Origin of the sequence: Amycolatopsis sp. WGS_07, assembly GCF_045278895.1 — a bacterium.
In the GTDB taxonomy this organism is placed as follows: Bacteria; Actinomycetota; Actinomycetes; order Mycobacteriales; family Pseudonocardiaceae; genus Amycolatopsis.
Window position 1 is genome coordinate 3,736,552 of the sequence record NZ_CP136053.1, and the last position, 14,292, is coordinate 3,750,843.

General features: G+C 71.1%; 15 protein-coding genes and 1 pseudogene. 7 read left to right on the forward strand and 9 right to left on the reverse strand.

Annotation, left to right across the window (positions count from 1 at the left end; all coding sequences use genetic code 11):
• Positions 1–30 precede the first annotated feature (30 nt).
• On the forward strand, positions 31–618 hold the full coding sequence (locus RPX00_RS17850) for a pentapeptide repeat-containing protein (RefSeq protein ID WP_406640731.1): 588 nt from the start codon (positions 31–33) through the stop codon (positions 616–618).
• Between the two features lie 58 nt (positions 619–676).
• On the opposite strand, the gene RPX00_RS17855 is transcribed toward RPX00_RS17850, so the two are convergent.
• On the reverse strand, positions 677–2,911 hold the full coding sequence (locus tag RPX00_RS17855; RefSeq protein WP_406642972.1) for a TNT domain-containing protein: 2,235 nt from the start codon (positions 2,909–2,911) through the stop codon (positions 677–679).
• A 1,434-nt stretch (positions 2,912–4,345) separates the two neighbouring features.
• Positions 4,346–5,202 (reverse strand): annotated as a pseudogene (locus tag RPX00_RS17860) (hypothetical protein); the annotation flags it as partial.
• 263 nt (positions 5,203–5,465) lie between these two features.
• On the opposite strand from RPX00_RS17860, the gene RPX00_RS17865 reads away from it, so the two are divergent.
• Complete coding sequence (locus RPX00_RS17865) at positions 5,466–6,320, forward strand: bifunctional methylenetetrahydrofolate dehydrogenase/methenyltetrahydrofolate cyclohydrolase (RefSeq protein WP_406640733.1); 855 nt, start codon at positions 5,466–5,468, stop codon at positions 6,318–6,320.
• A complete protein-coding gene (locus tag RPX00_RS17870; protein WP_406640734.1) occupies positions 6,320–6,631 on the forward strand; it encodes a DUF3017 domain-containing protein in 312 nt (103 codons plus the stop codon). The genes RPX00_RS17865 and RPX00_RS17870 overlap by 1 nt, the downstream gene beginning before the upstream one ends.
• Positions 6,632–6,641: 10 nt before the next feature.
• On the opposite strand, the gene RPX00_RS17875 is transcribed toward RPX00_RS17870, so the two are convergent.
• Together RPX00_RS17875 and RPX00_RS17880 are read right to left on the reverse strand one after the other, a co-directional pair.
• Positions 6,642–7,820: an MFS transporter gene (locus tag RPX00_RS17875; RefSeq protein WP_237597994.1), complete on the reverse strand. Its 1,179-nt coding sequence runs from the start codon at positions 7,818–7,820 to the stop codon at positions 6,642–6,644.
• 185 nt (positions 7,821–8,005) lie between these two features.
• A complete protein-coding gene (locus RPX00_RS17880; RefSeq protein ID WP_406640737.1) occupies positions 8,006–8,329 on the reverse strand; it encodes an ArsR/SmtB family transcription factor in 324 nt (107 codons plus the stop codon).
• Between the two features lie 108 nt (positions 8,330–8,437).
• Here RPX00_RS17880 and RPX00_RS17885 point away from each other — a divergent pair, with 108 nt between their 5' ends.
• Together RPX00_RS17885 and RPX00_RS17890 are read left to right on the forward strand one after the other, a co-directional pair.
• Positions 8,438–9,628 (forward strand): MFS transporter, encoded by a 1,191-nt coding sequence (locus RPX00_RS17885; RefSeq protein WP_406640739.1) that lies wholly within the window; start codon positions 8,438–8,440, stop codon positions 9,626–9,628.
• Between the two features lie 13 nt (positions 9,629–9,641).
• Positions 9,642–10,295: a spermidine synthase gene (locus RPX00_RS17890; RefSeq protein ID WP_406640741.1), complete on the forward strand. Its 654-nt coding sequence runs from the start codon at positions 9,642–9,644 to the stop codon at positions 10,293–10,295.
• Here the strand turns inward: RPX00_RS17890 and RPX00_RS17895 are convergent.
• Both RPX00_RS17895 and RPX00_RS17900 read right to left on the reverse strand, forming a co-directional pair.
• Positions 10,282–10,863: an HhH-GPD-type base excision DNA repair protein gene (locus tag RPX00_RS17895; protein WP_406640742.1), complete on the reverse strand. Its 582-nt coding sequence runs from the start codon at positions 10,861–10,863 to the stop codon at positions 10,282–10,284. The genes RPX00_RS17890 and RPX00_RS17895 overlap by 14 nt on opposite strands.
• A 27-nt stretch (positions 10,864–10,890) precedes the next feature.
• Positions 10,891–11,652 carry an AraC family transcriptional regulator gene (locus tag RPX00_RS17900; protein WP_406640744.1) on the reverse strand — a complete coding sequence of 254 codons (762 nt, stop codon included), beginning with the start codon at positions 11,650–11,652 and terminating at the stop codon, positions 10,891–10,893.
• Positions 11,653–11,702: 50 nt separating this feature from the next.
• Here RPX00_RS17900 and RPX00_RS17905 point away from each other — a divergent pair, with 50 nt between their 5' ends.
• Together RPX00_RS17905 and RPX00_RS17910 are read left to right on the forward strand one after the other, a co-directional pair.
• Positions 11,703–12,116, forward strand: coding sequence for a DUF2000 family protein (locus RPX00_RS17905; protein ID WP_406640746.1), 414 nt, complete (start codon positions 11,703–11,705; stop codon positions 12,114–12,116).
• A 68-nt stretch (positions 12,117–12,184) separates the two neighbouring features.
• A complete protein-coding gene (locus RPX00_RS17910) occupies positions 12,185–12,691 on the forward strand; it encodes a hypothetical protein (protein WP_406640748.1) in 507 nt (168 codons plus the stop codon).
• On the opposite strand, the gene RPX00_RS17915 is transcribed toward RPX00_RS17910, so the two are convergent.
• Genes RPX00_RS17915 through RPX00_RS17925 form a run of 3 tightly spaced genes read right to left on the reverse strand, consistent with a single transcriptional unit; the run spans position 12,688 to position 14,208 of the window.
• Complete coding sequence (locus tag RPX00_RS17915; RefSeq protein ID WP_406640750.1) at positions 12,688–13,287, reverse strand: class I SAM-dependent methyltransferase; 600 nt, start codon at positions 13,285–13,287, stop codon at positions 12,688–12,690. The genes RPX00_RS17910 and RPX00_RS17915 overlap by 4 nt on opposite strands.
• A gap of 29 nt (positions 13,288–13,316) precedes the next feature.
• Positions 13,317–13,682 (reverse strand): DUF2203 domain-containing protein, encoded by a 366-nt coding sequence (locus tag RPX00_RS17920; RefSeq protein WP_037816161.1) that lies wholly within the window; start codon positions 13,680–13,682, stop codon positions 13,317–13,319.
• A gap of 37 nt (positions 13,683–13,719) precedes the next feature.
• Positions 13,720–14,208, reverse strand: a complete 489-nt coding sequence (locus tag RPX00_RS17925) for a hypothetical protein (RefSeq protein WP_406640752.1) — start codon at positions 14,206–14,208, stop codon at positions 13,720–13,722.
• Positions 14,209–14,292: the final 84 nt, after the last annotated feature.

Genomic DNA, 14,292 nt, shown 5'->3' on the forward strand with positions numbered 1-14,292 from the left:
CGGTGCCGAGGCTGATGTCATCCTGTCGGGGTGACGGAGACGGGCGAGGACTACACCGAAGCACGACTTTCCGGCCAGTGGTGGGAAAAACGCCAGTTCGTGGGGTGCGACTTCACCGAAGCGGACCTGCGCGACCTGCGTACCCGCGGCTGCACCTTCGACAACTGCGATTTCACCAAGGTCGACCTCGCCGGTTCGCGGCACGACGCGTCCGCGTTCCGTTCGTGCACCTTCGACCGGTCGGTGCTGGCCGACAGCCGATGGTCGTCGTGCTCGCTGCTTGGCTCGTCCTTTGTGGACTGTCGGTACTCCGGGATCGCGCTCACCGAATGCGATCTGTCGCTGGCGTCGTTCGCGCGCGGCCGGTTGCGGAAACTGGACCTGTCGGGTCTGCGGATGCGGGAAGTGAACCTCAACGAGGCGGATCTGACGGATTCCGATCTGCGTGGCACGGATCTGTCCGGGGCCAGGATGATCGGCACGAAGCTTCCCGGGGCCGACCTGCGCGGCGCGGTCGTGGACGCGAACGGGCTGGTGCAGGCGGACTTGCGCGGCGCGTACGTGGACATCGAACTGGCGGTGGCGTTCGCCGCGGCTCATGGCTTGGTCGTCAAGTAGCTCGTCTCTGGGCAGGAAAAGGGGCGAAGCCAGCTGGCCCCGCCCCTTTCCCGCGTCCTCAGTCGATCGGCGGTTCGCCCGGGTCGAGTTCGATCAGGTCGCCCTCGGCGAGCAGCTCCTCGATGCTCGCCGGAAGCAGGTACGCCGACCCGCCGCCGGGCTGGTTGAACCACGGGATCGCCACCCCGGCAAGGGTTTCGAGCGGCCGCTGCACCCGGTAGACGTGGTACGGCCGGTTCACCCACTCCGGCACCAGCGAACGCTCCTCGAACGGGGTGCCCGCCGCGTAGGTCAGGTTGCCGTTCGGGCCGCCGAACCGGTCCAGCTCGCTGCCCGCGGGCAGCTCGCGCAGTTCCTTGCCGCGGAACAGGGTCAGCGGCGGTTCCCCGGACAGCGGCGCGATCGGCCACTGCCCGCTGCCGCCGGTTCCGTTGGCGCGCACCGGTTCCTCGCGCCGCACCGGCGGTTCCCGTCGCGGCGGCGGGCTGACCGGAGGCGCGACCTGGGTGGGCGGCGCGCTGACCGGCGAGGCGATTTGCGTCGGCGGAGCGCTGACCGGCGGTGCCACCTGGGTCGGCGGGCTCACCGGTGCCGCGATCTGCGTCGGCGGGGCTGGCGGCGGCGTTTGCTGTCGAGCCGGCGGTTCGTCGTCGGCCAGCAGCTGATCGGCAGGCGTGAACGCGGTCTGCTCCTGCGGGGGCACGTTCTCGCGTGGGCGCACCGGGAACGAGCCCGTCGCGACCTCCGGCGACAACGTCGCCACCACCGGTGGCTTCGGCGTGTCCGCGACCGGCTCAGCCGGTGCTGGGGCTTCCGTCGCGACGTACCCGTCGGGGTACAGGAGCACCTTGCCGAGCATGAACGCGGCGGCATCCTCCGCGTCGCCGAACACTGCCGGGTTGATCAGCTCGCCGTCGTACCAGCCGACGCGCCAGCCTTCGCCCACCTGCTCGACGCTCCACCCGCGTTCGGTGGGGCCGCCGAGCCGGTACGCGGCGTCGGGCACGTTCAGCTCGTCGAGCTTCGCCTGCAGCTCGGCCAGTTCCGGCTCGGCAGGCTGTTCCCGTCGCGCGACCGGGGCCGCTTCGGCTTGTTCCCGCGCCGCGCGCCGCCCACAGGACGGCGGGGGCACCGGCATCTCCGGCACCGGAAGACCGCCGGGGATCTCGGCCCCCGGCATGATCATCGCGGTGGGCGGACCCGAGTCGTACTCGGGCTCTCGGCGGTTGTCGTCCTCGTAACCGCCGGCGTGCGTGAACAGTTCGGCGCGCTGCTGCTCGTCGTCGTCGCGAGACGGTTCGTTGCCGTGCGTGAAGAGCACCGGCTCGTCTTGGCCGGCGTCGATCGGTTCGTGGACGTCGGTGTGGTCCTCGTCGTCGTCCGGGTGACCCGGACCGGTGCCGTTGCGCCCCGGGACGAGGTCGTGGTGGACGTCCGTGTGGTCCTCGTCGTCGTAATGGCCGTCTTCGTAACGGTCGTACTGCGCGCCGTCGAAGTCCTGCTCGAACGGCGGCTCCGCGGGACGCTCCGGCGCGGTGCCGTGGCGGCCTTCGGCCTCCTTCTCGCGACCCCGGCCACGCACAGCGGCAACGCCGGCCGCGGCCAACCCGCCTGCCGCGGCGATCCCGGCGGCAGCCGCGCCGACGTGACTGCCGTGCTCTTCGGCCTGGCTGTCCGCGGTGGGTTCGCCACCGTCCTCTGTGTTCAGCCGCGCGTCGTCCGCCTGCGCATCCGGCTGGGCCCGCCGACGGCCGCCCTCCTGCTCACTGGGCCGACCGTCCTCCGCACCACGACGGCCCGCGTCCGGCTCGACGTTGTGGCGGTTCGAGGCGACGGGTTCTTCGGCGTCCGCGCCGATGAGCCCGTCCGCACCGATGAGGCCATCCGCGCCGACAAGCCCGTCCTCCGGGACGGCAGGCTGCTCGAACGCGCCGGGAACATTGCTCCCGCGCGGATCGACGCGGTCGTCGTACCCGTGGTCGTCGTAGTCGCTCGCCGCGTCACGGTTGCGGGCGTCGGGGTGCTGCGCTTCGTCGTATCCGTGCCCTTCGTCGTATCCGTGCGGCTCGGCGCGGCCGCTCGGCTCGGCATACCCGTCGCCCTCACGCGATGCGGCGTCGTACCCGCGGGCCTCGTGCGGTGCGGATTCGTCGTACTCGCCGTGCGGCTCGGGTTCGCGGTAGCCGTCGTAATCGTGCTCGGCGTACCCCTCGGCGTGGTCGCGGTCGTCGTAACCGTCGCCGGGCTGGCCGTAGGCGTCGGGTTCGGCGTAACGGGTGGCGTCGTCGGACACTCGCGTGCCGTGCCCGCGCGGGTCCGAACCGCCGTGGGCGGCTGGTCCGGACTCGAAGGAATCATCGGGGGCATCGAGGCCGGATTCGTCTGCTGCGCCGGGGCCTCGGACTGCTCCGGGCTGGCCGGAGCCCTGGGTGCCGAACTCGTTGGCCGAGCCGAAACTGTCGGGCCTGACAGAACCACGGTCGCCGAATTCACCGCCCGGTCCGCCGGTCACGCCAGAGCGGGGATCCTCGAACTCACTGGCACTGGTTGTGCCGGGGCGTGGATCGCCGAACTCGCTGGCGCCGGTTGCGCCGGAGCGTGGATCGCCGAACTCGCTGGCACCGTTTGCACCGGAGCGGGGATCGGCGAATTCGGTGCCCTCCGGCGCGCCGGGCGTGCGGGAGCCGGGGGCGCCGAATCCGCCGGGGCCGTCCGGTCCGTCCGGCCTGCGGGAATCAGGGGTGCCGAATTCACCGGCACCGGCCGCTCCGGGCCTGCGGGGATCGGGGCCGCCGAATTCGTCGGCTGGGCTGAATCCTTCGGGGCTGTCCGGTCGGGGCGCCCGGCCGGGGTCGCGATTGTCGAATTCGTCGGGACCAAGCCGGTCGGAGCCGGGGTCGCCCGGCCTGCCGGAGCGGGGGTCGAAGTCGCTGGTTGGGGCATGGCGGTCGGGGCCGTCAGCCGCGCCGAATTCGTCGAAGCCGTGATCGCCTGCGGCGGCCAGTCCGGCTGCGCCGAGACCGGCCGCACCGAGTCCCGCCGCGCCGAGTGCGGCTGCGCTAGGACCACCGGAGCCGCGGCCGCCAGCGTCGGATCCGCCAGTGCTAGGTCCGCCGGAACCTGGTCCGCCGGAACCTGGTCCGCCGGAGCCGATTCCGTTGGAGCCTGGTCCGTGGGAATCGAAGCCGCCAGCGTTTGCGGTGCCATTGGGAGCGTTAAGGCCGCCGGGCGCACCAGCGCCGACGGGGCCGCCAGCACCGCCCGGGCCAGAGCCGCCCGGACCGCCAGGCCCGCTGGCTCCACCATGAGCCCCAGCCCCGTCGTGGGCCCCGGGCCCGCCGGGTCCGTTGGCACCGTCGTAAGCCCCAGGTCCGCTGGGCCCGCTGGTGCCGTCGTAAGCCCCAGCTCCGCTGGGTCCACTGGCTCCGCCGGGAGCCCCGGGGCCGCCGGGTCCGCTGGTGCCGTCGTAGGTCCCGGCTCCGCCGGGCCCGCTGGTGCCGTCATAAGTCCCAGCTCCGTTGGCCCCGTCGTGAGGTCCGGCTCCGCCGGGGCCGCCAGGTCCACCGGGAGCCCCAGGTCCGCCAGCCAAACCAGGTCCGCCAGCTCCGCCGGGAGCCCCAGCCCCACCCGGCCCGCCAGCCAAGCCAGCTCCGCCAGGAGCACCAGCGCCACCCGGCCCACCCGGTCCGCCAGGAGCCCCGGCACCACCAGCACCCCCGGTCCCGCCGGGAGCGGGTCGCTGCTGCGGAGGCTGGTTCCCCCGCGTCAGATAGGCCGCCGCTCCCTGCAGGGTCAGCTCGTCCACCTGCGGAAGCTGGAACGCGTTGGCCCGGATGTGCTCGATCAGGTCCGCTTCCGGCGAGACGCCGTACGTGCGGAGGTAGAAGTTCACCGCGGCCGGCCAGATCCAGTGGCCGTCGCTGTGGAAGGCGACCGGCACTGTCGCTTCGGGAGTCTGGGCGAGCCGGTCGATGTCGTAGCCGCGGTCCTGGACCACGAGGGGGCGTGGTCGAGGTAGTCCAGCAGCCGGTCCTGCTCGTCGACGTCAAGGTCGGGGCGGTTGATCACCGGCCGGCCGGCCGGGCCGATGGTGTCGAAGATCCGGGCGATGCGGAAGTGCGGTCCGGGCTGTTCGGGGCCGAGGCCGGACATCCGGCGGATCAGCCACTCGGGCACGTTCTCCTCGGTGCGGGGGAACATGCGCAGCTCGTCGGAGTACGCCTGCGGCGGCGGGGCGAGGTGCCACTGCGGCTCGTCCCGGTTGTACTCGAGGTTGTAGCTGGAGGGGTGGTCCAGCTGGTAGCGCGCGTTGAACCAGGTGCCGCGGCCGTCGCGGTACATGCCCGCGCGGAGCCTGCCGAAGAGGGTCGCGATGTCGTGGGTCGCGATCCATTCCTGAGTGGAGCCGTCCTCGAGCACGATCTCGCCGGTCAGCTCGTGGTACCTGCCGACGGCTCGGTACTCCGCGGAGACTTTGCGCCAGTCGCGCGGGGCGGCGCGCAGCAGGGCCAGTCCGATCTGCTTGACCAGAGTGTCCTGCTCCGTCGCGTTCAGCTGCGTCGTCGGTTGTGCCACAGAGAACATTTTGACTGTTCGCGCGCACGAACGCACCCCGCATAGGGCTTTTGCCACCCTCGGGCCGGTCGACGTGCCCGCTGACCTCGGCGGACGCGATATGGCACGGGTCACACGCCAGGGTGGGTGATGCGGTGGAGCCTTCAGCTTAAGACGCCGCACGGCTGATTCGACGTAAGACGCGCGGGCCGATTGGGTGGTGTCGTGGACACACAGAGTGCAGAGCCCACTCCTGCCCGGCAGTCCTCGGCGGCTCTGCGACAATGGCCGCCGTGACGGCGAAGATTCTCGACGGCAAGGCCACGAAGAACGCCATTTTCGCAGAGCTGCGCCCGAGGGTGGCCGCGCTCGCGGAGAAGGGGATCACCCCTGGGCTGGGCACGGTGCTGGTCGGCGACGACCCCGGTTCCCACTCCTACGTGAAGATGAAGCACGCGGACAGCGCGAAGATCGGCATCAACTCGATCCGCCGCGACCTGCCCGCGGACATCTCGCAGGAGAAGCTCGAAGCCGTCATCGACGAGCTGAACGCCGATCCGGCGTGCCACGGTTACCTCGTCCAGTTGCCGCTGCCGAAGCACCTTGACGCGAACCGCGTTCTGGAGCGCATTGACCCGGAGAAGGACGCCGACGGCCTCGCGCCGATCAGCCTCGGCCGGCTTGTGCTCGGCGAACCGGGCGCGCTGCCGTGCACTCCGTACGGGATCATCGAGCTGCTCAAGCGGCACGGCGTCGAGTTGAACGGCGCGCAGGTCACCGTGGTCGGCCGCGGCATCACCGTCGGCCGCACGCTCGGCTTGCTGCTCACCCGCCGCAGCGAGAACTCCACTGTCACGCTTTGCCACACCGGCACTCGCGATCTCGCCGCCGAGGTGCGGCGCGCGGACATCGTGATCGCCGCGGCGGGCGTGCCCGGGATCATCAAGCCGGACATGGTCAAGCCGGGCGCGGCAGTGCTGGACGTCGGCGTTTCGCATGTGGACGGCAAGCTCACCGGCGACGTCGACCCGGCGGTCGCCGAGGTGGCCGGCTGGCTGTCGCCGAACCCCGGCGGCGTCGGCCCGATGACGCGGGCGATGCTGGTGACCAACGTGGTCGAGGCCGCGGAACGCGCGGCCGCCCGCTGATGGCGATGACCGGGCACCGGCAGCGCGGCGACCGTCCCTGGCTCGTCCACGTGCCGTTCGCGGTGATCATGCTGCTGCTGGTCGCGGCCGTGGTGCGAGCGCTGCAGTACCACTGGCGCGAGGGCGCGGCGCTGGTCGGCGTGGCCCTCTTCGTGGCCGGTGTACTGCGTGCGGTGCTGCCGGAGGAACGCGTCGGGCTGCTGGCGATTCGCGGCAAGGCCGTCGACATCCTCACCTACGGCGCGTTGTGCGCCGCAGTGCTCTACATCTCGCTGTCGATCGTCGGCGGCCCGTTCGACGCCTCGTCCTAACGGGACCTCGTCAGGACGCGAGCGCGAGTTCCTTCTCGACTCGCGCCTCGCGCCGGTCCAGCAAGCCGGACACCGCAGCGATCGACACCCCGAGCACGGCCAGCAGCGCGCCGACCCAGTTCGGGGCCAGCAGGCCGAGTCCGCCCGCGATGACCAGGCCGCCGAGGTACGCGCCGATCGAGTTGGCGATGTTGAACGCCGACTGCACCGCGGCCGAGACCAGCGACGGCGTGCCGCCCGCCTTCTCCATGATCCGCGCCTGCATCATCGGGCCGATCATGAAGCCCGCGACCCCCACGAAGAAGATCGTGACCGCCGCGCCGACCTTGCCCTGCGCGGTCACCGTGAAGATCGAGAGCACGGTCGCCAGCGCGAGCAGCGCGACGTACAGGCTTGGCATCAGCGCCTTGTCCGCGAGCCGTCCGCCGAGGTAGTTGCCGATCGTCATGCCGACGCCGGCCAGCGAGAGCAGCACCGTGACGTTGGCGGGCGAATATCCGGCGACATCGGTCAGCATCGGCGCGATGTAGGACATGCAGGCGAACACGCCGCCGAGGCCGAACATCACGATCGCCAGCGCCAGCCAGACTTGCGGACGGCGGAACGCGCCCAGTTCGCCGCGGATCGACGGGTCGGCCGGGCGGCCCTGGTGCGGCACCAGCTTCGCGATCGCCGCGATGGCGAGCAGGCCGATCACCGCGACGACGCCGAACGTCGCGCGCCAGCCGACCTGCTGGCCGAGCAGCGTGCCGAGCGGGACGCCGATGACGTTCGCCAGCGTCAGGCCCATGAACATCATCGAGACGGCCTTCGCGCGCTGGCCCGGCTGCGCGAGGCTGGACGCGACGACCGCGCCCGCCCCGAAGAACGCGCCGTGCGGCAGGCCGGCGAGGAACCGGAACGCGATGCCGAAGTCCTGGTTCGGCGACAGCGCGAACAGCGCGTTGCCGACCGTGAACAGGCCCATCATCGCCAGCAGCATGGTTTTGCGCGGCAGCCGGACGGCCAGCGCGGTGAGCAGCGGCGCGCCGATCACGACGCCGAGGGCGTAGGCGGAGATGAAGTAGCCCGCGGACGGGATGTCGATGTGGAAGTCCGCGGCGGTCAGGGGCAGCACACCCATCATCACGAACTCGGTGGTACCGATGCCGAAGGCACCGACGGCGAGCGCGAGCAACGCGACGGGCACGGCTCTCCCTTCCTGGAGAAATCGTTTTCTCAGCGCCTGGGTCACAGGCTTCTGAAGCGCTTTAGAACGAGGGCAAAAAACTAGACAGCCCCGACGTCGTCGTGCTGTCTCGCTCTAGTTGAACTGATGGAGGGCGGCCTTGTCATCCCGGTATTCGGGTGAGGCCCGCCACGTAGCGCGACGACTCAGCGCGGCGCGGCCAATACGCCGTCGAGCAGGCCGGGGAACAGTGCGTCGAGATCGTTGCGGCGCAACGAGTTGTACCGGGTGGTGCCGACCTGGCGGCCGACGATCACCCCGGCCTGGCGCAGTGTCGCGAGGTGATGGGTGAGTGTGGACTTGGTCACCGGCACCTCGAACCCGCTGCACGAAATTTCCGTTTCGGCGTTCGCCAGCTGCCGGACCATCGCCAGGCGCACCGGGTCCGCCAGCGCGCGGAGCACCGCTTCGACGGTGATCTCGTCCCGATCCGGATAGACGAGCGGCGGCAGGGGCGCGGAAGCGGTCATGGGTTCATAGTACGACGCCTGTCGAAATTGTCGGTGGGTCCGTGTACGGTCTTCATCGAACTACGACGTTCGTCGAACTATCCGTTCAGGTCTCATTGGGGGACATCCATGTCCAGCGTCTCGTCCTCGGCGGCGGCCCGGAACTCGGTGCTCGCGTTCGGGGCATTCGGCGTCGGCACCAGCGGTTACATCGTGGCCGGGCTGTTGCCGGCGCTGACCTCCGAGCTGCACATCTCCGCGACGGCCGCGGCGCAGCTCGTCACCTCGTTCGCCATCGCGTACGCGGTGGGCTCGCCGTTGTTCGCCGCGGCCACTGGCCGATGGGAACGGCGCACGCTGCTGGTCGCCGCGCTCGCGGTGGCCGCGGTCGGGAACATCTTCGCGGCCGTCGCTCCTGGGTATGCCACGCTGCTGATCGCGCGGGTCGTCACGGCGATCGGGGCCGCTGTGTACACCCCGGCCGCCACTGCCGTCGCCGCAGAACTGACCACGCCGGAACGTCGCGGGCGCGCGGTTTCGCTGGTGTTCGGCGGGCTCACCATCGCGCTGATCTTCGGCGTTCCGCTGGGCAGCGTGATCTCGCAGCAGTTCGGCTACGAGGGCGCGTTCCTGTTCGTCGGCATCCTTTCGCTGCTCGGTGCCATCGGGGTGCGGGTCGCGTTGCCGAAGGTCGCGCCGCCGCCGGTGGTGCGGCTCGCCGAGCGGTTCGCGGTCGCGCGGGACAAGCGGGTCGTCGCGCTGCTGGTCACCACCACGCTCGCCTGCCTCGCCGCGTTCATGGTCTACACGCTGGTGTCGCCGGTGCTCACCGCGACGGCCGGGGTTTCCGGCGGGACGATCACCGTGCTGCTGTTCTGCTACGGCATTGGCGGCGCGATCGGCAACTTCGCCGGCGGTCGCGCGGCCGACCGGTGGGGCGCGCGCAAGCCGCTGCTGATCGTGCTCGCCGGGTTCACCGCCGTGATGGTGCTGCTCCCGTTCACCGCGACGACCGTGGTCGGGGCCGGGATCACGTTGTTCGTGTGGGGCTTGGCGAACTGGTCGTTCAGCCCGCCGCTGCAGCACCGGCTGATCGAGCTGTCGCCGGGGCACGCCGGTCTCGCGCTGTCGCTCAACGCGTCGGCGATCTACCTGGGCGTCGGGCTGTCCGGCGTCGTCGGCGGCGCGGTGCTCACCTCGGCCGGGCCGACCGTCCTGCCGGAGGTCGCCGCGATCCTCGCCGCCGCGGCCGCGCTGGTGGTCGTGTTCTTCTGGGGCGCGCGCAAGCGGGCTGAGGTCCGCGAGGAGGTCGCGGTCTGAGAAGCTGCCGCACGTGGCGGAGGTACTGGAGACCGTGTCCGGGCACGGCGGCGAACTGGTGCTGCGGCGGGATGGCACCGAGTTCGAGGTGATCGAAAACGGGATGTTCCTGATGGACACCCGCAATGGCGAGTCGGAGCGGCTGCTCGTAACCGGAGCGGCCGACCGGCTCGCCCCCGGCGCGCGGATGCTGATCGGCGGCCTCGGCGTCGGGTTCTCGCTGCGCGCCGCGCTGGATCACGGCGCGGTCGGTTCCGTGGTGGTCGTGGAACGCGAGCCGGCGGTGATCTCCTGGAACCGCACCGGCCCGCTGCGTGCGGTCCACGGCGGGGCGCTGGAGGATCCGCGGGTGACGGTGGTCGAGGCGGATCTGCTGGACTGGCTTCGGACAACCGGCGAGACGTTCGACGCGCTGTGCCTTGACATCGACAACGGTCCAGAGTGGACGGTCACCGAGGGGAATGCCTCGCTGTACGAGGCTTCCGGGCTGGACGGACTGTCCCGGCTGCTGCGTCCGGGCGGGGTGCTGGCGGTGTGGAGCGCGGGTGCGGCACCGGGGTTCACGGCTCGGTTGCGGGAGCGGTTCGCCGAGGTGGACGTGGTGGAGGTTCCGGTGCCGCGCGGGGAACCGGACGTGGTGTGGTTCGCGCGAGTCAGTTCGCCTTAGCCGCAGCCTTCGCGGCCTTCTTGAACGCGCGCACCTCACCGAGCGTCTTCGCGTCCGTCACATCCGCAATGGACCGACGAGACCCGCGATCTCCGTACGCGCCGGCAGCCTCGCGCCAGCCCTTCGGAGCCACGCCTCGCTGTTTACCCAGCAGTGCCAGGAAGATCTTCGCCTTCTGCTCGCCGAAACCGGGCAGCTCCTTGAGCCGCTTCAGCACCTCCGCGCCGTCCGGCTTGGGGCGGCCGTCGAGCCAGATGCCCTCGGTGCGGCCGTCGTAGTTCTCGATGATGTGCAGCGCGAGCGCGTGCACCCGGCGCGCCATCGAGCCGCCGTAGCGGTGGATCGCGGGCGGCACTACGCACATCTCGACGAACTTGTCGACGTCCGTCGCGGCGATCTTGCGCAGGTCGAAGCCGTCCATCCGGTCGGCGATCTTCCTCGGGCCCGCGAAGGCGTGCTCCATCGGGTACTGCTGGTCCAGGAGCATGCCGGTGAGCAGGGCGAACGGGTCGTCGTTGAGCAGCTTGTCGGCCGCCGGGTCGCCGGTCAGGTGCAGTTCGCGCAGCATGCCGCCATCTTCGCACAAACCGCCCGGTCAGCCGCGTGCGAAGCGGGCCGGGGTGGTGCCGAGGTAGCGGCGGAAGTGCCGGGTCAGGTGTGCCTGGTCGGTGAACCCCGCGGTGGCGGCGACGGCGGCGGGCGGGGTGCCGTCGAGCAGGAGCCGGCGGGCGTGGTCGACGCGGCGGCCGGTGACGTACCGATGCGGCGGAAGTCCGAAGCGGCGGCCGAAAGCGCGGACGAGGTGCACGGGGTGTGCGCCGAGCACCTCGGACGCGTCGGCCAGCGTCAGTGCGCCGGGCAGCCGTTCGTCCAGGAGGTCGCGGAGGTCGTCGGCCAGGCTGCGATCGGGCGGGGTGACGGCCGGGCGGCCGAGGTGGGTGCGCAGCCGCTGCGCGACTAGGGCGAGGCGGCTTTCAGCTTCCAGCGGTTCGGCGAGCGCCTGATGCAGCTGGTGGATTCTGGTGCGCAGCAACGGATCCGGCAGGCTCGGCTGGTCGACGGCGGCTCCGATCAGGTCTTCGCCGAGCACGTCGGCGTCGAGGTAGAGCACGCGCTTGCGGAAACCGTGGCTCGTCGCGGCGCGACCGTCGTGCGCGACGTTCGGCGGCAGCAGCGTGACGGCCGTGCCGAGCGCGCCGTGGTGGTGCCGGTCTAGGTCGTAGCTGATGGCCCCGTCGTCGACGATCAGCAGCGTCCAGGTGTCGTGCGTGTGCGCGGGGTAGGCATGGTCGGTGAACCGGGCGTGGAACGCCTCGGCGATTCCAGGCACCGAAGGTCGCCAGGCCGACACCGTCATGTTCAAAACGTACAAGACCCGCGCACGGCAGCCGGCCGATCCTGTCCCGCATGAACCGATTCGACACGAAGATCGCCGTGCTGCTGCGGGACGATCTGGCCTCGTGGCAACGGCTGAACGTCACGGCGTTCCTGGTGAGCGGCGTGGCCCACACGACACCCGAGCTGCTCGGCGAGCCCTACCGCGACGCCGACGACACCGAGTACCTGCCGATGTTCCGCCAGCCGGTACTCGTCTTCGCGGGCACCGCCGAGACGCTCGCGCTCGCGCACAGCCGGGCCCTGACGCGCGGCCTGCGGTTCTCGATCTTCACCGACGAGCTGTTCCAGACCGGCAATGACGTCGACAATCGCGCTGCGGTGCGTGCGGTGCCGGGGGAGAAACTGGCGTTGGCGGGGATGGCGGTGCACGGGCCGAAGAACGCGGTGGACAAGATCCTCAAGGGCGCTCAGCTGCACGGCTGAATGGGGGATTTTCCGCCGCAGCGCTGGGAATCCTGCCAAGATCGGACGCAACCCAGGGGAGGGAAATCATGCGAAGAATCTTGGCGGTCGTCGCTGCGGCGGGCATCGCGTGCGGGACGGCATCGGCCGCGCACGCCGACCCGGCAGTCGGGTTCGGCTACACCTCGGAAGCTGGCGCGTATCCGTTCGTAGGCAGTGCTTCATGGAGTGCCGACGAGGTCACGGCTTGGGAGTACGGCGACGCGGTGAAGGTAGACGCCGAGACGCCCGACGGCTGGGAGTGGGCCCGGCTGGAACTCAGCGCGCCCGCCGGACAGCAACTGCACGAGGGAACCTACTCGAACGCCGCTGTCCGGCCGCAGAACTCACCGCAGCTCGCGACGCCGGGCTTCATCGCGTTTCGCGGGACGAGGGCGGGCGGCACGGGTGCTTGCACCGCCCCAGACGCGACCGCCGACTTCACTGTGTCCCGCCTGGCCCGCGCGGCCGACGGCACCGTGACCGACCTCGACGTCACCTTCGTCCTGCACTGCTCCGCCGCCGCTACCAGCGGCGAAGCGCACTTCCACCGTTAGGCCTCCGCGAACACCGCGAAAACCTGCCGCACCCGGTCACCCTGATCGAGCGTCACGTGCTGTGCCGTCGCTGAGCTGAACCCGGCGTCGGTGGCCAGCGCGGCGGCTTCGTCCAGGGTGCCCGGGACGCGCAGGTCACGCGGGATCACCTCGGCGAACTTGCCCGTCGGCTTGAAGCGCTCCGACGACACCATGCTGAACGCCAGCTTGCCGCCCGGCCGCAGCACCCGCCGCCAGTCGGCCAGCGCGCGCGGGCCCAGGAAGTGCAGCGCCGACGCGCACACCACCGCGTCCGCCTCGCCATCGCCCAGCGGCAGCGGTACCGCGGATCCGACGTGCCACGAGATCCGTCCGTCCGGGTCGCGTTCGGCGGCCTTGGCCCGGGCGATCTCGATCATCGCGGGGGAGAGGTCGATGGCGAACACCGCGGCCGGGTCAAGGCGCAGTGCGGCGAACGCTGCCGCGCCGGTGCCGGCGGCGACGTCGACCAGCAGCTTCGGATTCGGGGCAAGGCCGCCGATCAGCTGCTCGGCCACGTACGGGTGGAAGGTGTCCTCGTCGTATCCCGCCGCGTCGGCGTCGAAAAGTGTGCTCACCTGGTCACCGTAGTGCGCTTGACCAGTGATTATCCCGGCAAGCGGCGACGGCCGGCGAAACCGAGATCGGCCCGGTGGTACCAGGACAGCTCACGGTCGCCCTCGAGCCAGCACAACAGGACGTCGTCGCCGTCGAGCGAGGCCGGGAAGTCCACCAGCAGCGGGGCGAACCCCTTTAGCTCGGCCCCGGTCGCCTGGATCGCGGTCATCAGGTCGTCGAGCCGGGCCTGCGCCGCCTTCCACTCGGGCAGGCCGCCGAGACTGGTGTCCCGTCCGCCGGGACGCAGGGACGCGGCGAGTTCGGCGGCATCGGCGCGGACCCGGATCAGCTCGGCGAGCACGGGAAGCAACCGGGCGAGTTCGGTGCGGGCCTCGGCTACGGTGAACAATCCCATCTGCAAATAGTCTCACCGGGCCCGCGCCGTCCCGAAGCTACCTGCGCCGTCGCGCCAGCCGCACCGCCAGACCCGTGCCGAGCAGCAGAAACCCGGTGCCGAGGAGCGCGCCGGAGGACATCCATCCGGCTACGCCCACGGTCATCTGGCCGCGCGGCAGCAAGTCGAGCAGATCGAACGCCGAGCGCGGCGAAACCAGCGTGATCACGCCAGGAACCAGGCCCCACACCAGCCCGCCGACCGCCGGTCCCATTCCCGACCACGCGCCGAGCACGGCGACCCCGAACAGGAGCACCGCGCCGGTCACGGTCAAGGTGACGCCGAGGGCGTCCCCGTGTTCGGCGAACGAAGCCGCGACCTGCCGCTGGTGGAGGTAGCTGCCGTAGGCCAGCAGCCCGAGCGCGACCGGGGTGACGACCAGTCCGCACAGCCCGCTGAGCACGCGTGCCACGGCCCGGCTGCCCGCCGGTGCGGCGATCGGGCCGCCCGCCGGGGGATAAACGGAGTACGGCTCGGGGTATGACATGGCGGGACCTCCCAGTGCGGTGCTTGCCGTGTTGGGACGGTCGTCCCGGGTGGATGGTTCCGCATCCGTGCCCGGTCGGCATGC